This is a genomic window from Embleya sp. NPDC059237 (assembly GCF_042754105.1).
Taxonomy (GTDB): Bacteria; Actinomycetota; Actinomycetes; order Streptomycetales; family Streptomycetaceae; genus Embleya.
Genome location: NZ_JBHZAE010000014.1, coordinates 57,076 through 78,238 on the forward strand (window position 1 = coordinate 57,076; position 21,163 = coordinate 78,238).

Here is a 21,163-nt window from a genome sequence, read left to right on the forward strand (position 1 = left end):
TTCGCCGAACTTCGGCCGCTGGAGCGGGTGGAGGCGGCCGGAGGTGCCTCGTCCTCCTCGAAGACGACCGGGTCCTCGACGTCGGCCTCGATGGTTGCGATGCAGTGTATCGAGTAATACGGTGTATCGACATGAGACACCGCATCGCCGTAGTCGGGAGTGGTCCCGCCGGCCTTACCTTTGCCCGAGTCCTGTACCGCCATGGCCACCCCGTCACCATCCTCGAACGTGATCCCGCCCCCGATGCGCGCCCCCCGGGTGGCACGCTGGACCTGCGCGAGGGGATGGGCCAACTCGCGCTGGACAGGGCCGGGTTGGCGGCGGAGTTTCGGGCGCTGTCTCGTCCCGAGGGGCAGGCCATGCGCATTCTGGACCCGGACGGGGCCGTCCTGCGCGACTGGCGACCCCGTCCGGACGATCGGGCCAATCCCGAGATCGACCGCGGGCAACTCCGCGACCTGCTGCTCGGCCCTCTCGACGTCCGGTGGGGGAGCGGCGTGACGGAGGTGGTGCCGGGGACCCGGGACGGCGTACTGCTCCACTTTGCGGACGGGCGACAAGAGACGTTCGACCTCGTGATCGGCGCGGACGGTGCCTGGTCTCGGGTCCGCCCGGCCCTCTCGTCGGTGACGCCGCACTACACCGGCATCACCATGGTCGAGACCTCCCTGGACGACGTCGACAACCGCCGGCCCGACCTGGCCCGGATGATCGGCGACGGCTCCATGGCCGTGTACGGCGTGAACCGAGGTCTTGTCGCCCAACGCAACAGCGGCGGCCACGTCAAGGTGTACGCCCAGTTCCGCGCGCCGCTGGAGCGGCACACGAACCAGGAACCGGCCGACGTCGAGGCCGTGCGATCAAGCCTGTTGGCCCTGTTCGACGGCTGGGCCCCTCCCGTACTCGACCTGCTCCGCCACGGCACCGATTTCGTCCACCGCCCGCTCCACGTGCTGCCCGAGTCCCACACCTGGACCCACGTCCGCGGGGTGACGCTCCTGGGCGACGCCGCCCATCTGATGCCGCCATTGGGGGCGGGCGCGAACCTCGCGATGCTGGATGGCGCCGAACTCGCCGAGTCGATCGCCACCGGCTCCGGGGATGTGGACGAGGCCGTGCGTACGTTCGAGGAACGGATGTGGGTACGGGCCGCCAAATGGGCGAAGATCACGACGGCCGGTCTGGACCGCCTCGTGAGCCCGAACCCCGCCGACGCCATCGCCCTGTTCGACGAGGTCCAGTCGGCCTGACCACTTCGCCGGCGGGATCAGGAACGGCCCGGCACCGGCTGTCCGGCGCCGTAGGCCGCGGCCATGGGGGACTTCGCGTTGGTCACGAAGCTCCGGATGCCCGCCAGGTAGGCGTCGCGGTCGACCAGTCCGTCACCGTCGGTGTCGAGGGCGTCGAATGCCGCGGCGGCGTCGGTTTCGGCGTTGCCCCCGGCCGTACGCAGGCGGATGAACTCGGCGCGGTCCAGGCGTCCGTCGGCGTCGGCGTCGGCGATGTCGAACAGGGAACCCAGCGCGGGTCGGCAGGAGCGTTCGAACGCGTCGTGCCCGACCCACGTGCGGTATTCCTCGAATGTCACGCGCCCGTCGCGGTCGGCGTCCATGTCCCGGAAGACCGCCTCGTGAGCCGCCCGCGACGCAGTGACGACCGAATGGTCGGCGTCGCGGCCGACGGCGGAGGCGACGCGGTCCACCCGTGAGAGGTATTCCTCGTGGGTGATGGCGCCGTCGCCGTCGACATCCAACATGGCGAAGATGCGGTGCTGCGGTGAGTCGGACACTGCGTTTCCTCCAGGGTGCTCCGCGGTTTTGCAACCGCAAGATACCCCGAAGGTGCCAAAATGCTCATTTGCAGAATAAGTAATATATAGGGCTTAATGCCCTCGGGTGGGATCGGTGTGAGACTGGGCGAGGAAGGGGTGGTCCTCGTGCCGGACACACCGCGCGTGTTCTCCGTTCCCGACGACGCCGTCGACGAGAATCGCCTGGAAGAGCTGATCATCGAGGCGCAGACCGCGCTGCCGGTCGAGTTGCCCGCGCTGGCGAATCGGTGTGCCGACCTCCTCGGCCTGGACACCGCGTCGATCTACCTCGTCGACCTGCAACAGCGTCTGCTCGTGCCACTCGACGAGGCCGCGGAGTCGTTGCGGATGGAAGGCACGTCGGCCGGATGGGCGTACCGCACGGTCTCCCCCCGGGTGGCCGAGGTCGACGACGGCCTGATCCTGTGGATGCCCCTGGTCGACGGCGCGGAGCGGCTGGGCGTACTGGCGGTGTGGACCGCCGCGCTCGACGCGGTGCGCATGCGCCGCAGCCGGATGCTGGCCCATCTGCTCGCCATGCTGATCACCTCCAAGCGGGCCTACAGTGACTGGCTCGCCGCCCGTACCCGCACCGAGTCCATGGGCGCGCCCGCCGAGATGTTGCGGGCCTTCCTGCCCCCGCGCACGATCGGCAGCAGGCGGTGCGTGTCGACCGCGGTCCTGGAACCGGCGTACGACATCGCGGGCGACGCCTTCGACCATTCGGTGGTCAAGAACATCCTGCACACCATGATCCTGGACGCCATGGGTCACGATCTGACCGCCGGACTGACCTCGTCGGTCGCCATGGCGGCGGCGCGCAACGCCCGCCGAAACGGGGCCGAACTGCCCGACATCGTCGGCTCCGTCGACCGGGCGCTCGCCCAATGGCTGCCCGACCACTTCTGTACCGGCGTGCTGTGTCGGCTCGACGCGGAGACCGGAGTGCTGCACTGGGTCAATTGTGGTCATCCTCCGCCGCTGCTCATCCGTGCCGAGCGGGTACTCCCCGGGGCGCTGGACCGGCCCCCGCAACCGCCGATCGGCCTGGCCGGTTCGCTCGCCCCGGCGGCCCGGCAGGTGCACGAGGCGACCTTGGAACCGGGCGATTGTGTCCTGCTCTACACCGACGGCGTCGTGGAGGCCCGGGACGCGAACGGCGCGGAGTTCGGCCTCGACCGGTTCACCGACTTCATCATCAGCTCCTCCTCCGCGGGGCAGCGCCCGGAAGAGGTGTTGCGGCTGCTCATCCACGCCATCCTCGACTACCAGCGCAACCCGCTGCGCGACGACGCGACCATCCTGCTCTTCGAATGGAGTCCGCCGCCCCGGTGACGCGGAACGGCACGCCGCGACCGTGACCGTGACCGGTTCAGGGTCACCCCGTTCCGCACGTGCGTCGGTAGGACCGACCCGGGATCAGCTGCCGCCATTCCTCCCGGGTCAGGTCGCGGGCGAGCGTGGCGCACAGGTCGGTCGCCGTGCGGGCGGGGTCGGTGTCCCACAGGCGGACGACATGGTCGTCGCCGCCGCTGGCCAGGGTGTGACCGTCGGGCCCGAAGGCCACGGTGCGGACCTGTCCGGTGTGACCCGTCAGGGTGGCCAGACGGGTGTGGTCGGCGACGTCCCAGATCATCACGGACGTGTCCGCGTCGGCCGTGGCCAGGATGCGGCCGTCAGGGCTGAAGGTCAGCGAGATCGTGGCGCCGGCGGTGTTCAGTAGCGTGGCCCGCCGGGTCTGTCGAGCCGGGTCCCACAGCTGCACGGTCTGATCGATGCCGGCGGTGGCCAGGGTGCGGCCGTCGGGACTGAAGGCCACCGCGCGCACCTGCCCGGTGTGTCCGGTGAGCACGGCCGTACGGACCCACCGGGTCGTATCCCATAGGGTGACGCGCCCGTCGTAGTTGGCGGTGGCCAGGGTATGGCCGTCGGGGCTGAACGCGATCGCGTTGACGCCGCTGCCCTCCGTGCCGGTGTCCACGACGAGTCGGGTCAGGGGTGTGTGTCGCACGGCGTCCCGCACGATGACCGTCTTGTCGACGCTCGCGGTGGCGATCATGCGGCCGTCCGGGCTGAAGGCCACGTCCGTCACCCGTTCGTCGTGGCCGATCAGCCGCACCGGCGGGGCGCCGCCCGCGAGGTCGAACAGCGTGAGGACCTGCTCGTTGGGGTCGGGTGGTTGGGCGGGGCCGTTGGTGCTGTCCGGGGACACGCCCGCCACGGTGGCCAGGGTCCGGCCGTCGGGACTGAAGGCGACGCCCCGGATCGCGCTCGTCCCGGGGGCGAGCGCGCGTGGGCCGGTGCCGCGAGCGAGGTCCCACAGCAGCGTGGCCCGATCGGTGCCGCTCGTGGCCAGGGTGCGTCCGTCCGGGCTGAACGCGATGTCGTTGACCCGGTCCGAGTGCCCGTCGAGCGGACGCCTGGTGGGATCCCACAGGGAAACCGTGCCGCTTTCGCCCGCCGCGGCCAACCGGTCGCCACGCGGATGGAACGCGATGCCGTAGATGTTGGAGCCGTGCCCGACGAAGGTGGCCCCGAGGCTGTGTCGCGCCGTGTCCCACAGCTTGATCAGGTGGTCCTGGCCGGCACTTGCGAGCGTGCGGCCGTCGGGGCTGAAGGCCACGGCCCTGACCTCCGCGTCGTGGCCGCGCAGGACGGCCACACTCGTGCCGTGGGCGATGTCCCACAGCTGCGCGGTGCGATCCCGGCTGCCCGTGGCCAGCAGTGTTCCGTCGGGGCTGAACACCACGGAGTCGACGGAGGCGGTATGGCCGGTCAACACGGTCAGCGGGGCGCCGTCCTCCGCGCGCCACAGCCGAGCCGTGTGGTCCGCGCCGCACGTGGCGATCGTGCGGCCGTCCGGACTGAACTCCACCGACCACACCCGGCCGGCGTGCCCGGTCAGGGTCAGCCGGCGCTGCCCGCTCTCCACGTCCCACACCGCGGTGGTGCCGTTGTCCCCGGCCGCCGCCACGGTGCGGCCGTCGGCGCCGAACGCGACGCTCTTGATCGAGGCCCCGTAGCCGGTCATGGTCGCGCGCGGCCTGCGCTGCGCCACGTCCCACACCACGACCCGGCCGTCGTCCCCACCCGTGGCCATCGACCGCCCGTCCCGGCTGAAGGCCACCGCCCGCAACCAGCCCGGGTGGTCGGTCAGCGTCGCCAGGCGCACGCGGCGGACCGAATCCCACAGCACCACCTTCCCGTCCCGCCCGACACTGGCCAGGGTGCCGTCCGGGCTGTACGCCACCTCCGACACCGCATCGACGTGACCGGTCAACTCGGCCTGGTAGAAGCGGCGCGTGGACATGCTCAGCAGCGCGCCACGCGCCTCCGCCGTGTGCGCGGTGCGATACGCCTCCACGCTCAGCAGCATCGCCGTCCCGGGCCGGGAATCGGCCAGGTTCAGCGCCTGGGCGGCCAACTGCCGCGACAGCGCGGTGTCCCGGGACCGAAGCGCACTGCGGCGCTGCTCCACCGCCACCCCGCCGACGACCGTCACCGCGACCAGCAGCAGCGCCAGGCCCGCCGCCAGATACCGCAGACGACGGGTGCGTCGGGCGGCCACCATCCGCTCGCGGTCCTCGGCGGCGATGCTCGCGGCGAGGAAGTCCCCTTCCAGCTCGGTCAGTTCGTCGCGATGCCGATCCCGCTCGGCCCACTCCCGAGCCACCGCCAGCCGGGTTCCCCGGTACAGCGTGCCCGGGTCGCGCGCGAAGTCGGCCCAGACGCCGGCCGCCTCCGTCAGTCGTCGGTGGGTGAGGATTCCCTCGCGGTCCTCGTCGATCCAGGCCCGCAGCCGGGGCCAGGCGGTGATCAGCGCCTCGTGGACAAGCTCGACGTTCTCCCCGTCGAGGGTGACCAGACGGGCCTGCACGAGCTGTTCGAGGATCGACGCGATGCCCTGCGCCGGCCCTGTCCCCGGCGCGGCCGTGCCCGTGCCGACGGCCTCCAACTCGGCCCGGGCGACCGGGCGCCGGGTGTCCTGCGCTCCCTCGCCCGGCGTGATCAGCCGCAGCAACACCCGACGGACCAACACGAGTTCCTCGGACGAGAGCCGGGAGCACACCTGCTCCGCCGTGGCCGCGATCGCGCCGTGGACGCCACCCGCGGCCTCGTACGCCTCCACCGACAGGGTTCGGGCGCGACGCCTGCGCCAGATCTCCCGCATCACGTGCGACAGCAGCGGCAGTCCGCCCGGCTCGCCCTGCACCTCCTCCACCAGCCGTGCGGTCAGGGCCCGCTCGACGATCAGGCCGTGCGCCTGGGCGGGCCCGACGATGGCCTGACGCAACTCGGCGGGCGTCATGGGCCCCACCAGGAGGGTGGTTTCGCGCAACGCCTCGGCGAGTTGCCGGTGTTCGGCGCAGCGGCCGTAGAAGTCGGCGCGCACCGCGATGACGACGCGCACCCCGCCCTCGGGCCGTCGTACGGCCGCGATCAGGCCGTTCAGGAACTCCGTGCGTTCGGCCCGGTACCGGCAGAGCGTGAAGATCTCCTCGAACTGGTCGACGATCACGACGATGTCGCCGGTGTGCCCATCGCCGTCTTCGTCGCCGTCCCCGTCGTCGCCCCGAGGGCCGAACGCGGTGAGCACATCGGCGGGATGCGACCCGGGGGTACGGATCCGGATCTCGGCGGGACGCCCGAACGGGGCCGCGCCGGCAGGGTCGCCGTCGGATTGCCACAGCCGGGGTATCAACCCCGCGCGCAGCAGCGAGGACTTGCCGCTGCCCGAAGCCCCGACGAGCGCGGCCAGCCGACGGGTACGCACCAGGTCGAGAACGTCGTCGATCAGTCGATCCCGGCCGAAGAACTGCTCCGAGTCCTCGATCTCGAACCGGGCGAGGCCCGGATAGGGCGACGGGACGTCGTCGAGCGGTCGGGAATCCTCGTCCGCCGCCTCCTGCCAGCGCCGCTTCCACGTGTCCGGATCCCCGCCGCACGCGACCGCATAGGCCAGTGCAACCTTCAGCGTCGGCAACTGCTCGCCGGCCGCCGCGCGGGACAACACCGTGACCGAAACGCCGGCCTGCCGGGACATCTCGCGATACGTGGGGCCGCCCGCGTCGGCCCGTAATCGCCGGAGTTCGTGGGCGAAGCGCTGCACCGGCCCGGCACCCGGGTCCAGTGGCTTCTCCGGCCGTCCCGCCACCGGTTCCCCTCCCGTGAGCGTCGCCGAAGGGACGCCGAATCCCATACCACCCGGAACGGTACCCGCGTGCCGCCGGCCCCGACCAGTAGCGAATTCGGTCGGATACCGAAGATCACTCCGGAGAATCCGTTGATCTCGACGATTGTTTCGGGCGCCCGACCTGCCTGCGCAACAATTCCCCGCCCCGAAGGCTTGGATGTGTCCCCGGCGGCACGACCACCGGACCGCGCCGGGGCACGGTCTTGTTCGATACGAACGGGGGATCATGGAAACGGTGTTCGACCAAGAGGCGTTGCTCCGGGACGGCAACCCGGCCCCGGAGCCACCCGCCCACGGAGCGCGCGTGTCGATCGTGACCCGAGGGATCGTCCGGATATCCGCGATCTCGCACGGGTCGCGGGCATGCCGGCGCACACCGGCGGCGATCCGGCGCTCGGATCCCGAGGTGTACCTGCTCGCCCTGCTCCGCCACGGCCGTCAGCGCGTCGAACAGGCCCACAACCGGGCCTCGTTGGGGCCCGGCGACCTCGTCCTGGTGGACAGCTCCCGTCCCTTCGACGCCGGTGCCGAGGCCCCGGACACGGCGTCCGGGTCGGTGGTGCTGCAGTTCCCGAAACGACTGCTGCCCGTGCCGGAGTCCAAGGTCGCGCGACTGTTGGCGACCCCCCTGTGCGGCACGCGCGGAGTCGGCCGGCTCCTGGCCCGGTTCATGACCGACGTGGCCGACGAGCCCGCGCTCTACACACCCGATGACCATGCCCGGCTGGGCCACATCGCGCTCGACCTGGCCGTGGCCGTGGTGGCCCACCACACCGACGGCGAGGGTGCGTCGGCGGCAAACTCCTCACAACACGTCCTGTTCCTGCGGATCACCTCGTTCGTCGACCGTCACCTGCACGTACCGGAACTGAGCCCCGCGGTGATCGCGGCGGCCCACCGGATCTCGACCCGCTACCTGCAGCGGATCTTCCGGACGCACGGCACGTCGCCGAGCGCCTACGTCCGCCACCGGCGCCTGGACCGCTGCCGACGGGACCTGGCCGACCCCGCCATGGCGCACCTGCCCGTGCACGCCGTCGCCGCGCGCTGGGGGTTCACCCGGCCCGCCGAGTTCAACCGGGCCTTCCGCACCGCCACGGGCATACCGCCCGGCGCGTACCGTGTCGCCGCCGGGAGCAACGCCGAGGACGTCCCCACGATCGGCACACAACCGCGTCCGCCGACGCCCGTCGGCTCGTCGGGCACGGGGTTCCGGTGCGGCGGGTCGCCCGCGCGGCCCGCGGTCGCGACGTGGCAGCGCAGGCTCCGAACGGCGTAGGCCGGGCGCGCGCGGGCGACCTACACGATCGGATCGGCCTGGAAAAGATCCGGCGCCGTCGGCGTCACATCGTCGAGGAACGCGGTCACCATCGGCCCCAACACCGCCGACTCCCCGAAGATGCCGACATGCGACGTCGCCGGCAGGATCACCAGGCGCGCGGCCGGAACCTCTTGCAGCATCCCGGAGCCCGCCGCCGCCTCGTCGCCGCCACCGCGCAGCCGGAACATGGTCAGTGCGTGTTCCGGCCGCACGGCATCGGCATCCCCGGCGATCACCATCGTCTTCGCGGCGATCGAGCGCATCTGCGCGTCGGTGATGTGCTGGTCGTCGATGCCCAGGACCTTCATCTTGGCGACGTAGGCGTCGAACGCCGCGGCGTCCGGCGTATGTTCGCGAAATGCCCGCTCGACGGGCGTACCGGCAAAGGCCGAGGCGTCGAGCCCGTCGATGGCCTTGGACACCGACGGGTACCAGCCGTCCCGGCGACAGGTGGCCGACAGCGAGACCAGTTTCCCGACGAGCGCCGGATGCCGCAGGGCCAGTTGCAGCGCGACCCCGCCGCCCTGCGAGTAGCCCAGCACATCCGCGCGCTCGACCCGCAGCGCCCGCAGCAACGCGCCGGCGTCGTCGGCGAATTGCTCGTACGACATCGGGCGCGAGGTGTCCGGAGTGCGGCCGTGCCCCTGCTGATCGAAGACGATCACGGTGCGCCGATCGGCGAAGGCCGACACCCACGACGCCATCGACTCGGTGCCCATGAACCCGCCGGGGATGAGCAACAACGGAGGCGTAGCCGACGCGCCGAGTTCGCCGTGCACTTCGTAATAGAGACTCAGACCGTTGATCGGCAGTCGGCCGGTGCGTGGCGGCTTCATCGCCGTGCCTTGTCGGCATCCGGGTTCGGGCCGTACAGCCGGGCGACATCGGGCGAGCCGAGCCACTTGGAGTAGGTGGGCGACTTCGGCCAACCCTCGGGTGAATCCTGCCATTCCTCCTGCCGACCCCACGGCAGGATGTCGATCAACGGGAAGGTGTAGCTTAGTTGTTCGGTACCACGACCGGCGGTGTGCCAGGTGCGGTGGACCGTGTCGCCGTCGCGGAGGAACACGTTCACCGCGAAGCCCCCACCGGGCGGCGCGCCCACGTCGGCGCCGAACGAGCTTTCCGCCGACGAGTACCACTCCATCGTGTTGCCGACCTTGGCCCGGTAGGCGAGCGCTTCGTCGATGCGCCCGTTGGTCACGATGACGAAGCGGGCATCGTAGTTGTCGAGGAAGTCGAGCCGGACGTACTGCGACGTCAGTCCGGTACAGCCGCCGCACTGCCACTTTGCGCCCTCGGACCACATGTGGTGGTAGGTGATGAGCTGGGAGCGCCCGTCGAATACGTCGACCAGCCGGATCGGGCCGTCCGGACCGATCAGCGTGTAGTCCGGGAGCTCGACCATCGGCAGCCTGCGGCGCTGTGCGGCGATGGCGTCGAGTTCGCGGGTGGCGGCCTTCTCCCGCGCCCGCAGGTCGTCGAGCGCGGCCTGCCACTCCTGTTGCTCGACGACCGGGGGCAGGGCGCCGGTGCTCTGGTCGGTCATGGTTCCTCCCGGGTCGGATGAAGCTGCTCTGAGGTATGGACCGGAAACGTCGGCGGAACTCATCGGTGCGTGGCGGCCCGCGACACTGTCACGCTGTGTGACGGTCGGCGCCGATCGGCCCCGGGTCGCGATCCCACCCGTCGCGCCCGGGGTCGGGTATCGGCCACCCGGACGGGAGCAATCGCACAAACGCCCTGTATGAAGCGAATTGCCACAAGGCCGAAAAACGGCTGGTCCCTCACGCGCCGTGTGGATTCAATTACTGCTCATGCCCCATCCGACTACGGAGAGAGGCTGAAGATTGACGACTCATCGCGGCGTCGATCCTCGACGGCAACCCTCGCCCGTGACGGGGTCCCGGCCGTCGGTCGTGGTGCTCGACGCTCCGGGGGCGGGATACGCCGAGGGCGCCGAACCGGAAGGGGAGGTCATCGGCCCCCACGGCGACGTGCGGCCGCTGATCGTACCGGCACATCGGCGTGACCTGCTCTTCGACATGGAGGCCGACTACGTCATCCTGTGGCACCGGGTCGCACTGGACGCCGAGTTCTTCGAGAAATCCGCCGGCTGCCGGGCCGTGGTCTGCGCCAGCGTCGGCTACGACCACGTCGACATCGACGCGGCCAGGGCACACGGCGTCCCCGTCTACCACGTTCCCCATTACGGAACCGAGGAGGTCGCCGACCACACGCTGGCGCTCTTCCTCGCCCTGGAACGGCGCCTCGGCGAGCTGCGCGACCATGTGGCGAACGGCGGATGGGACTGGCGGGCCATCGGCGATCCACGACGGCTGCGGGGACTGGTCTGGGGTGTGGTGGGTCTCGGACGCATCGGGCTCGCGGTGGCCCGGCGGGCCGAGGCGTTCGGGCTCCGGGTCGTGTTCTTCGACCCGTACAACCATCCCGGGATCGAGAAGGCGCTCGCCGTGGAGCGGCGCCACGACCTGGACCGACTGCTCGCCGAATCCGACGTCGTCAGCCTGCACGTACCGCTCACCGCGGACACCCGCCATCTGCTGGACGCCGACCGGCTGCACCGCATGCGGCGGCGGTCCGTCCTGATCAACACCGCGCGCGGCGGGCTGATCGACCTCTCGGCGCTGGAAGGCGCGCTGGCCGAGGAGCGACCCGCGCGGGTGGGCCTGGACGTCGTCGACGGTGAGCCGGACATCCCCCACTGGCTGCGGAACCACCCCAGGGCCCTGATCAGTCCCCATGCGGCGTTCTACTCCTCCTCGTCCCTCACGGAACTGCGCACGCGTGCCGCCGAAGCCGTTCGCCAGATGATCGGAGGGGAGCCGATCACCTCGGCTGTCCCGGTGTCATGAGCCACGCATGAGCTACGCCTGAGCTACGCCCGACCCATGCGCCTCACTCCACTCCGAGGAGAGCAGGATGACCACCGACGCAGTCCGGTGCGCCGCGGACGGGGAGTCCACCCCGGACGACGAATGGACCGACTGGAAGTGGCAGCAGCGCAACGCGATCCGCACGGCCGGACAGTTCCGGACGCGCTTCCCCGGGTGTGACCAGGAGATCCTGGATCGCATCACCCGGCACAACTTCTCCAAGCGTTTCCAGGTGACGCCCTACTACCTGAGCCTGGTCGCCACCGACCCGACCACGGGCGGACCGGCGCTCGACGACCCGCTGTGGAAGCAGGTCGCCCCGCAACGGTTCGGCGGCGACGGCGGCGACGAACCGTACGCCTACGACGGCAAGACCGAGAACTGGGAACTCCCGCACGAGATGGTCACGCCCATCGCGCAGCACAAGTACGACAACCGCGTGATCCTGCGGTACGCGAACGTGTGTCATGCCTACTGCCAGTTCTGTTACGAGGCGCTGCGCACGCTCGACAAGGACTCCGCGAAGGCGAGCTTCGATCGCGACCACTGGCGGGCCACCCTGGACTACTTACACGCGCACCCGCAGGTCGAGGAGATCATCCTGAGCGGGGGCGAGCCGCTCATGCACGCCAACGGCCAGATCGACCAAGTGCTGGGTGAGGTCTCGGCCGCCCGGCCCGATCTGCTGGTGCGCTTCCATACCCGGGCCCTGACGTTCAACCCCTACCGGATCGACGACGAACTCGCCGCGATCCTGGCCCGGCACGGCGTCGTCTCGATCGGGCTGCACGTCACCCACCCCAGGGAGCTGACGCCGGAATTCGACGTCGCGGTCAAGAGGTTGCAGGCGGGGGTGCCCATCATCTTCGCGAACGTTCCGCTCCTCGGCGGTGTCAACGACTCCCCGGAGACCATGCGGGAGTTGTGCATGGGTCTGTATCGACGGGGCGTGCACGCGGGCTACCTCTACCACTTCATGCCGCACAGCCCCGAGTCCGAGTGTTTTCGCATCCCGGTGCAGCGCGGGGTGGAGATCATGCGGTCGCTCAAACGCCGGATCTCCAACCCCGCCGTCCCCGAGTACGTGCTGCCGCACGCCACGGGCAAGTACACGGTTCCGCTGGTGGACGTCGGCTCCACCGACGGCCTGCCTCGACACGTCCTGGACGACGAGGGTTTTCGGGTGTTGGAAATGGTCAACTGGCAGGGGGACCATGTGCGTTATCCCGACCCGGAGGTGGTGTGACGGCGATCCCGCGACGCGAGCGCGTCGCCTCCCTCGCCGCCGCCCGGCTGGAGAAGACCGTGTCCGCCGACGCGGTGCGGCACAACCTCGGGGTGCTGCGCGCGGCCGCCGGGGGCCGGCGCGTCATGGCCGTGGTCAAGGGCGACGCGTACGGGTTCGGCGCACCCGACCTCGCCCGCCTCCTGGTCGACGCGCGGGTGGACGCGCTGGCCGTGGACACGGTCGCCCAGGGGGCCGAGCTTCGGGAGGTCGGCATCGAGGTCCCGATCCTGGTGATGGACGTGGATGTCGCGGACAACGCCGCCGCCTGCGCGCGCCATCGGCTCATGCCGGCGGTCGCCACGGCGGAGCAGGTCCGGCGCCACGGCGCGGTGCTGCGGGATCGGGGCGGCGCGCCGGCTACGGTGTGGCTGCGTACCAATGTCGGGTTCAACCGGTTCGGGCCGCGCGAGGACGAGGGGTTCGGTGCCGTACTGGACGCGCTGCACGAGGCGCGTGACGCTGTGCGGCCGGCCGGGGTGTTCGCCCACCTGTCCAGCGCCGGTCGGGACGAGGGGGAGACCGCGGCGCAGGCCGATGCGTTCCGGGCCCGGCTGGCCTCGACCCGCGCCGTGCTGGGGCCTCGGGTGGTGGCCTCGCTCGCGGCGACGCACGGACTGCTGCACCCCGACGCGCTGCGCGGGACGGACTGGGTGCGGCCGGGGCTCGGTCTGTACGGGCTGCTCCAGGCCGACGATCGGGTACGCGCGACCCCGGCGGGTGCGCGTCTCGACGGGCTTCGGCCGGCGGTCTCCGTACGCGCCCGGGTCCTGGACGTGGTCACGGTGACCCGCTCGGAGGGGTTCGGATACGACCGGTCCGCGTCGGTCGCTCCCGGCCGGCGCCTGGGCTCGGTCGCCATCGGCTTCTCGCACGGGCTGGCCGGATCGGCCGCGGCGCCGCGCGGACTGCTGCGCGGGCGAAGTTGCGCCATGGTCGGCCGGCCCGGCATGGACTGCACCCAATTCGACGTGACGGACGTGCCGGGCGGCGCCCGCCCCGGGGACTGGATGACCTTCATCGGGCCGGAGCACGAGGGCGGCGGGCCGGCGCGCACCGCCCGGGATCTGGGCGCGGAGCTGGGGCTGAGCCTGTACGAACTCCTTGCGACCCTGCGGATGCCCGTGCGCGTCGAGGATTCCCGGCCGCGCCGAGACGGCATCGAGGCTTTCGAGGACTGACCACCGCCCCCGTAGCGAACGTGGAGGACAAACATGGTCGAGGACCCGGGTATGGAACGGATTCCGCCGCGCGAAGGTGTGCGGCGGCCGGCCGCGGACGTTCCGGAGGGCTCGGTGGAGAGCCTGCTCAACGCCGCCCTGGACGGTGCGGTCGAACCGCTCGAACTCGACGCCGGTCGTCGTCGCCTGCTGGCCGCACTCGGCGAAGCCCAGGAACGCGGGCGCAGCCACGGCGACGCGGCGGCCCTGCTCGACGTACACCGCAGCGCGTACACCGTGTACGAGGGGCTGCTCGGCCACCCGCTGGGCATCGCCGTGCACGAACGCACGGCCTGGTTCAACGCGTTCCGCCTGCTGTACGAGGACGAGGTGCTGCGTGCGGACACGGCCGAGATCCAGGACCGGCTGCCGTCCCCGCAGGACGCCGCCAGTCCCGACTTCGTGCGGGACTGGTTCGTCACCGAGGCCAAGGAACGCAACGAACTCGACCGCCTCGTGGAGACCTGTCTGGAAGAGCGGGCCACGATCGACCAGTTGGCCCTGTTCATCCGGGCCGACGGATATCTCAACTACCGCTTCTTCGACGCGCTGGTCCTGGCCCAGCCGCACTTCATGGAGACGGTCAAGCACGAGATCAGCCGTCATCTGTGGGACGAGTGCGGCGCGGGCGAACGACACCGGGCGCACACCCTCCAGTTCACCCGCAGCCTGCAGACCCTCGGACTGACCCTGCCGACCGTGCCGCCGTGGGAGGACTGGCGTCCCTACGCCGGGCACAACCTGTACTTCGTGCTGGCCTGCAACCGCCGGAACCACTTCAAGGCGCTGGGCAGCCTGGCCATGCCGGAACTGTTCGACGTGGACCGCGACGCCTCGGTGATCCGCGGCCTGGAACGGCACGGCTACGGCGCGGCGGAGGACTTCGAGTTCTTCCACAACCACGTGGAGGGCGACGCGGAGCACGGGCCCGAGTGGCTGGACGGAGTCGTACTGCCGATCGTCGAGGCCGAACCCGAGGCCGGCATCGAGTTGATCACGGGCGGAGCGCTTCGGATGCTCGCCATGCGCCGATACAACGAGTACCTCGCCACACTGCTCGGGGTGGGGCCGGCCGCCGAGCCGAACCCGTGAGCCCGGCGGCGGAGAATCCGTTTCCGTCGCTGGAGATGACGGAACGGGCCACGGGTCTGCGCGCCCGCGAACGATTGAGCACCAACGAGAACGAGTTCGGCCCGTCGGCCGAGGTGATCCGGGCGATCCACACCGCGGCCGCCCAGGCGCATCGGTATCCCGACTGCGAGCACTTCGCGCTGCGCGAACGGCTGGCCGCCGGGCTGCGGACCGACCGGGACACCGTCATGGTGGGCCCGGGTGTGGACGGGCTTCTCGCCATGACGACGCGGGCATTCCTCGGCGCCGGCCGGACGGCGGTGACCAGCGAGTCCACCTATCCGACATTCGGCTACTTCGCCCGGGCCGCCGGATCCGACGTGCACGCGGTGCCCTACCGGGCGGACGCGCCAGACCTGCGGGCGCTGGCGCGGCGCGCGCACGAGTGCCGTGCCGATGTCGTCTACCTCGCGGATCCCGACAACCCCGGCGGCGGTTCGCACGGCGCGGCGGCGGTGTCGGCCCTGGCCCGGGCTCTGCCGGCGGCGACGCTGCTCGTGGTCGACGGTGCCTACGCCGAGTACCAGAGTCCGGCCGAGCAGTTGAGCGCTCGACAGGTCACGGGCACACGGATGTTGTGGCTGCGGACGTTCTCCAAGGCGTATGCCCTGGCCGGGCTGCGGATCGGGTACGCGGTCGGGGACCGGTCGCTGCTCGACGCTCTGGCCCGCGGTGCCGAGCACTACGTGGTGGGCCGGGTGGCCGAGGCGGCGGCGCTGGCCTCGCTCGACGCCGAGGCGCACCTGGCGCGTGTCGTCGAGCGGACCGCGGAGGGGCGAGCGCACTACACGGCCGCCCTGGGCCGACTGGGCCTGAGTGTGCTGCCCGGAACGACCAACTTCGTCACCGTGCGGCCGACCGATCCGGCGACGGGCGAACACCTCGCCGAGGCGCTCGCGGCGCGGGGGATCTTCGTCCGCCACCTGAAGGTCCCCGACCTGGCGGGCTGCCTGCGGATCACCATCGGGCCGGCCGGTCAGCGGGCGAGGGTGCTCGACGCGATCGCGCGGTGTTCGGAGGAGCGGGTTGCGGCGGCTGCTCCCTAGCGCGCGAACGGCCCTCCCCGAACCGCTTTTTGTGCTCGGCCCTCTTGGAATCGTTCCCTGCGAACAGCGCCTTCGGCACAGCCCTCTCGGAACAGCTCTCTGCGAACAGCGCTTTCGGCACAGCCGTCCCGAACAGCCCTCTGTGAAGGAGAACCCGTGTCCCTGTCACCCTCCGAACCGGCGGCGGAGCAGATCGCCGAATCGGTATGCCCCGGCCACCCGGACAAGGTCGCCGACCAGGTGTCGGACAGCGTGCTGGACGCGTATGTCGCCGCGGATCCCCGCGCCCGCGTCAACTGCGAAGTACTGGTCACCCGGGGCGTCGTGGTGGTCACCGGACAGATCACCTCCACCGCCGATGTGGACGTCGAGGCCGTGGTCCGCGGCGTGCTGGCGGACGTCGGCTACCACGAGCCGGCGCGGCACGGCCTGAGTGCGAACACCAGTGGGATACAGCTGTTGTTGGACCGCCAGTCACCCGAGATCGCCCACCGCGTCGACCTGGGTGGGGCGGGCGATTCGGGCATCGTCTACGGCTACGCGACCGACGAGACACCCGAACACATGCCCCTGGGCTGTGTTCTCGCGCACGACATCGCCCGCCGGGTCGCCGGCACTCGCGACGACGACGGCGCCCGGCTCCTGGGACCGGACGGCAAGGTCCAGGTCCAGTTGTCCGGCGAACCGGCGACCGTCGGGGAGGAGACGCTCCGAGCCGTGGTCGTGGTCTCGGCGCAACACCCGCAGGCGCTCTCGCCGGCTGATCTGACCGAGACGGTGACCGAAAAGCTCGTCGTGCCCGCGCTGCGGGACCGTGGTGTGCGTCCCGACCGGATCTACGTGAACCCGGCGGGCACGTTCGTGGTGGGCGGGCCGTCCGCCGACGCCGGGCTCACGGGGCGCAAACTCATGGTGGACTCCTACGGCGGTCTGGTGCGACACGGCGGTGGCTGCTGTTCGGGCAAGGACGCCACCAAGGTCGACCGTTCGGGCGCCTATGTGGCCAGATACCTGGCGACCAACCTGGTCGCGGCGGGACTGGCCCGGCGCTGCCGGGTCGGGCTCGGGTACGCCATCGGGCATCCCACACCCGTATGGGTGAACGTGGATTTCGCCGGTACCGGCGTCGTGGACGCGGCGGAGGTGGCCCAGGCGCTGCCGGCCCTCGTGGACCTGCGGGTGGAGGCGGTGATCGAACGCCTGGAACTGCGCACGGCACGGTTCCGGCCGACCGCCACCTACGGCCACTACGGCCGTCCCGACCAGGACTTCACCTGGGACCGGACAGGATTGGTACCGGAGATACGGGAGCGTTTCGACCGCACCGGATGACGCGGCCGGTGGTCGGCGGTCGCCGTACGAGCCGGGTGGCCGGGTACTGCGGTCGGGTGTATGTCCGCGTATGCCCGGCCGCCGGCGCCCCGCGTTGTGGAAGGCTGTCAGCCGCGTCGCGACGGTCGGCCGCTTCCGCGGTGGTCGGCTTTTGACCCAACGCGCGACGCTTCGTCGTGCTCCATTGAATCCAAGGTGTGTTCCATGTCCATCGCATCCGCGGCACACGTGCTTTCACCGGCCGAACTGCGCAGCGTGTTCGAGCAGGACAAACAGGACGAGCTGGTCGGCATCGAGATCGAGTCGGCCGCGCTGAACCCGCGTACGGCGGAGGCGATTCCGTACGAGGGCGAGACCGGAATCGGGGCCTACCTCGCCCGGCTCGCGGCCGAGCCCGGCAACGAAGCCGTCCACGACTACGGCACGCTCGTCGGTGTCCGGCTGCCCGACGGTGGCCAGGTCTCCCTGGAGCACGGCGGGGCCGTGGAGTATTCGTCGGCTCCCGCGGCGTGTGTCGCGGACCTGATGAGGGTCGTGCGCACGACCCTGGAACGGCTCGCCGCCGTCGCGGACCGATTCGGTTTCGCTCTCGTGCCGGGCGCGCAGTACCCGTGTACGGCCTTCGAGGACGTGCGGTGGATGCCGCACTCGCGTACGTCGCTGATGCGCGACCACTTCGCGAGCCTGGGGCGGGAAGGGGAGTGGGGTCCGCGGATCATGTCCATGATCGTGTCGACGCAGGTGTCGTTCGACTTCACCTCGCCCGACGATCTCGCGGACAAACTCCGGGTCCAGGCCGCGGCCTCCACGCCGGCGGCCGCGCTGTTCGTCAACGCGCCGATGGACGCCGGAAAGCCGAGCGGACTGTTGTCGCGCCGGATGCGCTTCTGGAGTCGTGCCGACCCGATTCGCACCCGCGTCGTTCCCGTGACGCTGCGGGAGGACTTCACCGTCGACCTCTTCATCGACTGGGCCCTGGGCCTGCCGATGATGCACCGGGGCATGCCGGACGGAAGCCGCAAGCGCGTGCCCCCCGTGCCGTTCCGCACCCTGCTGGCCGAGGGCTTCGAGGACGGCACCCGGCCGGGACTGCGGGACTGGCGCGACCATCTGTCGCAGATCTTCCCGGACGTGCGGCTGCGCGACACCCTGGAACTGCGCGCGGTGGACGGGCTCCCCTACGCGGACCTCGCCGCGGTACCCGCGTTCTGGAGCGGATTGACCTACCACGCGCCCACGCGCGCGGCCGTATGGGAGTTGCTGCGCGACATCACCGCCGAGCAGCACCTCGTGGCCCTCGACGACATCGCCCGGCGCGGCATGCAGGCGACCCTGGCCGGCCGCCCCGTGCGCGAAACGGCGGCCGAACTGCTCCGTCTGAGCAGGACGGGGCTGCGCGCCCGTGTCGAAGCCGGCCTCGAACGTGCCGAGACACTGTCGTACCTGGAGCCGCTCGAAGCGGTCGCCGCGACGGGCGAGACTTTCGCCCACCGCACCCTCGCCCAGTGGCACCGAGACCCCATCGCCTTCCCGGCGAACTACGTCGAGACCCACCGGATCCCGAGCGCGGGATGACGCCGGCGCGGGATGCGGGTTCGGTTCAGCTTCCGGTGGTGATCATCGCGAGGAGAACGATGACGAGTAGGGCGATGTAGGCGATGGAGTGGACGCGGTCCGGGACGTGGCGGCCGAGGCGCTTCACCAGGGCGATCGTAGGTAGCGAGCCGCTGAGCAGGGCCGCGGAGGAGAGCAGGTCGACGTAGCCGACTCGGCCCGCGTGTGTCGAGGAGGTGGCGGCGAGCGCGTAGACGATGCTTCCGACCGCGGCGACGGGAAGGCTCAGTGGGTTTGCCATCGCTGCCGCATCGGCCATGGGGAGGCCTCTGCGCCGCAGGAGCGGGACCGTCATGACGCTTCCGCCCACTCCCAGGCACGCGGCGACCGCGCCTATTCCGGCTCCGCCGAATGTGGTGGTGAGCCGTCCGAGGGCCGCCGGTTGTGCCGCGTGTGCGGGTACGAGGAATCCCTTTCGCACCAGGCTGTCGATGATCGTCACGGCCAGATAGGCGGCGAAGAGGAGGTGCAGCTGCGGGCCTTCGACCCGGGTGGCTGCGAGGGATCCGAGGCCGGCGCCGATCGCGACGAAGGCGGTCAGCGGCCACATGTACTCCCGGCGGAGCCGCCCGGCGCGCAGTTGTACCAGGGTGGCGGTCAGCGCGTTCACGAGCATGACCGCCGTCGACGTCGCCACCGCGACATGCATCGCATCGGCGCCGGAATCGGCCGTGACGGTCCGGAAGCCGTAGACGACCGGGACGGTGATGAACCCGCCGCCGAAACCGAAGAGCACCGTCGTGACGCCGGTCAGGCAGCCGAACAGGAAGAGGACAAGGAAAAGGGTCGGCACTGCCGGAACGCTACGGGCGTCCGTAGCCGGCGGGCAATCGATCGTTCGCCATGTTCTTACGCGCAGCGGACAGGAGGGGGTAGCTTCGCCGTATGCGCAACATCCCCGTCGCGGAGGTGGACGACCTCGACCGTGCCGTGCTGGCCGTCGGCACGGACTATCCCCACGACCACCTGCTCCCGTTCCACGAGCATCGGCGCACCCAGTTCCTGTACGCCGTCACCGGCGTCATGCAGGTGGAGACGATCGACGGCACCTGGACCGTTCCCGCCGACCGTGCGGTGCTCATCCCGCCCCTGACCGCTCATCAGGTCACCATGACGGGGGTCTCCACGCGCAGCCTGTACATCGAGCCGAGCGCCGTCCCGTGGTTTCCCACGCGCTGCCGCGTCGTCGACGTCTCCGCGCTGCTGCGGGAGCTCATCCTCGTCGCCGTCGACATGGAACCCCGTTATCCCGACCACGGTCGCGACGCCGTCGTCATCGAACTGCTCCTGCACGAGATCAGAAACCTCACACCGCTTCCGCTCGATGTGCCGCTGCCCTCGGACCCGGGGCTGCGCCGATTGTGCGACGCGTTTCTCCGCGAGCCCGACATCCACGACCCGCAGGCTCGCTGGGCGACCGCGCTCAACGTGAGTGAACGCACGCTCAGTCGTCTGTTTCGTGGCGGCACGGGCTTGAGCTTCACCCAATGGCGACAGCGCGCCTGCGTCCTGCACTCCCTGCGGCCCCTGGCGGCGGGGGTTCCGGTCTCCCGGGTCGCGACCACACTCGGCTACGAGAATCCCGCCGCTTTCACGGCGGCGTTCAGGAACCTTCTCGGCCGCCCACCGACCGCGTATGGACCGGCGTGACGTCGGTCGGATGCCGCGGCTCGCTATGTGTTCGCGGGGAGGTGCGGCTCGAAGTGGCGGAAGGTGAGACTGACGCGAGGGCTGGCCGCGGGTTCCCGGGGGACGGCGTGGGTCCAGCCGCGTTGGGTCACGGCGGTCATGAGCAGCAACGAGCCGTGCACGAGGGCGAGTTCGTGGCGGTGGTTGCGGTCGAGGCTGCGGAAGGCGAGGCGGCGCGTCGCGCCGAGGGAGACGATCGCGATCGCGCTGCCGGGGGTGAGACCGTCGTAGGAGTCCCGGTGGAAGCCCATGGTGTTGTCGCCGGTCTCGTACAGGTTCGCCAGGCAGTTGTCGAAGGGATGACCGGCGTGTGAGCCGGCGCGGGCGCCGATCGCGGCGATCCGCGGGGGCATGGGTGCGACATCGTGCCGCCGTCCGGAGTAGTCGTACGGCACGCCGAAGCAGGCGGTCCGGCGCGCCCGCATGTCTTCGTCCCAGGTGACCTCGGCCAGGACCCGGGCAAGGTCGGTATCGGGATCGACGAGCGCACCCGGGTGGTAGCGGATGTCGAGAGGTGGCGGTGGCATCGATTCTCCACGTCACGTCACGTCCTGGCCGATGTCGACGGCCCATCGGATCGCGACTACCGGGAATGTAGTGCTCATTGGTCTTACGCGCGCCTGG

17 protein-coding genes are annotated in these 21,163 nt (G+C 70.8%); 11 read left to right on the top strand and 6 right to left on the bottom strand.

Annotation, left to right across the window (positions count from 1 at the left end; all coding sequences use genetic code 11):
* Positions 1-131 precede the first annotated feature (131 nt).
* The gene (locus ACFXKZ_RS35525; protein ID WP_380006216.1) at positions 132-1,250 is read left to right on the top strand and encodes an FAD-dependent oxidoreductase; all 1,119 of its coding nucleotides are present in this window, start codon (positions 132-134) and stop codon (positions 1,248-1,250) included.
* 17 nt (positions 1,251-1,267) lie between these two features.
* On the opposite strand, the gene ACFXKZ_RS35530 is transcribed toward ACFXKZ_RS35525, so the two are convergent.
* A complete protein-coding gene (locus ACFXKZ_RS35530; protein ID WP_380006218.1) occupies positions 1,268-1,789 on the bottom strand; it encodes an EF-hand domain-containing protein in 522 nt (173 codons plus the stop codon).
* 138 nt (positions 1,790-1,927) lie between these two features.
* Between ACFXKZ_RS35530 and ACFXKZ_RS35535 the strand changes: the two genes are divergently transcribed.
* Positions 1,928-3,145 (top strand): PP2C family protein-serine/threonine phosphatase, encoded by a 1,218-nt coding sequence (locus ACFXKZ_RS35535; RefSeq protein WP_380006861.1) that lies wholly within the window; start codon positions 1,928-1,930, stop codon positions 3,143-3,145.
* A 43-nt stretch (positions 3,146-3,188) separates the two neighbouring features.
* Here the strand turns inward: ACFXKZ_RS35535 and ACFXKZ_RS35540 are convergent, their stop codons facing one another.
* Positions 3,189-6,965: a hypothetical protein gene (locus tag ACFXKZ_RS35540; RefSeq protein ID WP_380006220.1), complete on the bottom strand. Its 3,777-nt coding sequence runs from the start codon at positions 6,963-6,965 to the stop codon at positions 3,189-3,191.
* Positions 6,966-7,239: 274 nt separating this feature from the next.
* Here ACFXKZ_RS35540 and ACFXKZ_RS35545 point away from each other — a divergent pair, with 274 nt between their 5' ends.
* Positions 7,240-8,283, top strand: coding sequence for a helix-turn-helix domain-containing protein (locus ACFXKZ_RS35545; RefSeq protein WP_380006222.1), 1,044 nt, complete (start codon positions 7,240-7,242; stop codon positions 8,281-8,283).
* Between the two features lie 20 nt (positions 8,284-8,303).
* Here the strand turns inward: ACFXKZ_RS35545 and ACFXKZ_RS35550 are convergent, their stop codons facing one another.
* Positions 8,304-9,161: an alpha/beta fold hydrolase gene (locus ACFXKZ_RS35550; RefSeq protein ID WP_380006223.1), complete on the bottom strand. Its 858-nt coding sequence runs from the start codon at positions 9,159-9,161 to the stop codon at positions 8,304-8,306.
* Positions 9,158-9,874, bottom strand: coding sequence for a DUF899 domain-containing protein (locus tag ACFXKZ_RS35555; RefSeq protein WP_380006224.1), 717 nt, complete (start codon positions 9,872-9,874; stop codon positions 9,158-9,160). Before ACFXKZ_RS35555 ends, ACFXKZ_RS35550 begins: the two co-directional genes overlap by 4 nt.
* Before the next feature lie 346 nt (positions 9,875-10,220).
* Between ACFXKZ_RS35555 and ACFXKZ_RS35560 the strand changes: the two genes are divergently transcribed.
* The 7 genes from ACFXKZ_RS35560 to ACFXKZ_RS35590 all read left to right on the top strand — a co-directional run bounded on the left by ACFXKZ_RS35560 (position 10,221) and on the right by ACFXKZ_RS35590 (position 18,811).
* A complete protein-coding gene (locus ACFXKZ_RS35560; RefSeq protein ID WP_380006226.1) occupies positions 10,221-11,201 on the top strand; it encodes a C-terminal binding protein in 981 nt (326 codons plus the stop codon).
* A gap of 67 nt (positions 11,202-11,268) precedes the next feature.
* A complete protein-coding gene (locus tag ACFXKZ_RS35565; RefSeq protein ID WP_380006228.1) occupies positions 11,269-12,468 on the top strand; it encodes a KamA family radical SAM protein in 1,200 nt (399 codons plus the stop codon).
* Positions 12,465-13,688 (top strand): alanine racemase, encoded by a 1,224-nt coding sequence (locus ACFXKZ_RS35570; protein WP_380006230.1) that lies wholly within the window; start codon positions 12,465-12,467, stop codon positions 13,686-13,688. The genes ACFXKZ_RS35565 and ACFXKZ_RS35570 overlap by 4 nt, the downstream gene beginning before the upstream one ends.
* Positions 13,689-13,739: 51 nt before the next feature.
* Positions 13,740-14,819: an iron-containing redox enzyme family protein gene (locus ACFXKZ_RS35575; protein ID WP_380006232.1), complete on the top strand. Its 1,080-nt coding sequence runs from the start codon at positions 13,740-13,742 to the stop codon at positions 14,817-14,819.
* Positions 14,820-14,854: 35 nt separating this feature from the next.
* On the top strand, positions 14,855-15,904 hold the full coding sequence (locus ACFXKZ_RS35580) for a pyridoxal phosphate-dependent aminotransferase (RefSeq protein ID WP_380006234.1): 1,050 nt from the start codon (positions 14,855-14,857) through the stop codon (positions 15,902-15,904).
* 156 nt (positions 15,905-16,060) lie between these two features.
* On the top strand, positions 16,061-17,236 hold the full coding sequence (gene metK / locus ACFXKZ_RS35585; RefSeq protein ID WP_380006237.1) for a methionine adenosyltransferase: 1,176 nt from the start codon (positions 16,061-16,063) through the stop codon (positions 17,234-17,236).
* Positions 17,237-17,440: 204 nt separating this feature from the next.
* Positions 17,441-18,811: a glutamate-cysteine ligase family protein gene (locus ACFXKZ_RS35590; protein WP_380006239.1), complete on the top strand. Its 1,371-nt coding sequence runs from the start codon at positions 17,441-17,443 to the stop codon at positions 18,809-18,811.
* Between the two features lie 25 nt (positions 18,812-18,836).
* On the opposite strand, the gene ACFXKZ_RS35595 is transcribed toward ACFXKZ_RS35590, so the two are convergent.
* On the bottom strand, positions 18,837-19,643 hold the full coding sequence (locus tag ACFXKZ_RS35595; RefSeq protein WP_380006244.1) for a sulfite exporter TauE/SafE family protein: 807 nt from the start codon (positions 19,641-19,643) through the stop codon (positions 18,837-18,839).
* A gap of 92 nt (positions 19,644-19,735) precedes the next feature.
* Between ACFXKZ_RS35595 and ACFXKZ_RS35600 the strand changes: the two genes are divergently transcribed.
* Complete coding sequence (locus ACFXKZ_RS35600; protein ID WP_380006246.1) at positions 19,736-20,500, top strand: AraC family transcriptional regulator; 765 nt, start codon at positions 19,736-19,738, stop codon at positions 20,498-20,500.
* A 23-nt stretch (positions 20,501-20,523) separates the two neighbouring features.
* Here ACFXKZ_RS35600 and ACFXKZ_RS35605 read toward each other — a convergent pair whose 3' ends face one another.
* Positions 20,524-21,066, bottom strand: coding sequence for an alpha-ketoglutarate-dependent dioxygenase AlkB (locus tag ACFXKZ_RS35605; RefSeq protein ID WP_380006250.1), 543 nt, complete (start codon positions 21,064-21,066; stop codon positions 20,524-20,526).
* Between the last annotated feature and the right edge of the window lie 97 nt (positions 21,067-21,163).

What these genes read in the sequence shown, in the direction of transcription:
- ACFXKZ_RS35525 (WP_380006216.1), top strand. Translation starts at nt 132, where the DNA reads ATGAGACACCGCATCGCCGTAGTCGGGAGTGGTCCCGCCGGCCTTACC.
- ACFXKZ_RS35550 (WP_380006223.1), bottom strand. Translation starts at nt 9,161, where the DNA reads ATGAAGCCGCCACGCACCGGCCGACTGCCGATCAACGGTCTGAGTCTC.
- ACFXKZ_RS35555 (WP_380006224.1), bottom strand. Translation starts at nt 9,874, where the DNA reads ATGACCGACCAGAGCACCGGCGCCCTGCCCCCGGTCGTCGAGCAACAG.
- ACFXKZ_RS35565 (WP_380006228.1), top strand. Translation starts at nt 11,269, where the DNA reads ATGACCACCGACGCAGTCCGGTGCGCCGCGGACGGGGAGTCCACCCCG.
- ACFXKZ_RS35575 (WP_380006232.1), top strand. Translation starts at nt 13,740, where the DNA reads ATGGAACGGATTCCGCCGCGCGAAGGTGTGCGGCGGCCGGCCGCGGAC.
- ACFXKZ_RS35580 (WP_380006234.1), top strand. Translation starts at nt 14,855, where the DNA reads ATGACGGAACGGGCCACGGGTCTGCGCGCCCGCGAACGATTGAGCACC.
- ACFXKZ_RS35590 (WP_380006239.1), top strand. Translation starts at nt 17,441, where the DNA reads ATGTCCATCGCATCCGCGGCACACGTGCTTTCACCGGCCGAACTGCGC.
- ACFXKZ_RS35600 (WP_380006246.1), top strand. Translation starts at nt 19,736, where the DNA reads ATGCGCAACATCCCCGTCGCGGAGGTGGACGACCTCGACCGTGCCGTG.
- ACFXKZ_RS35605 (WP_380006250.1), bottom strand. Translation starts at nt 21,066, where the DNA reads ATGCCACCGCCACCTCTCGACATCCGCTACCACCCGGGTGCGCTCGTC.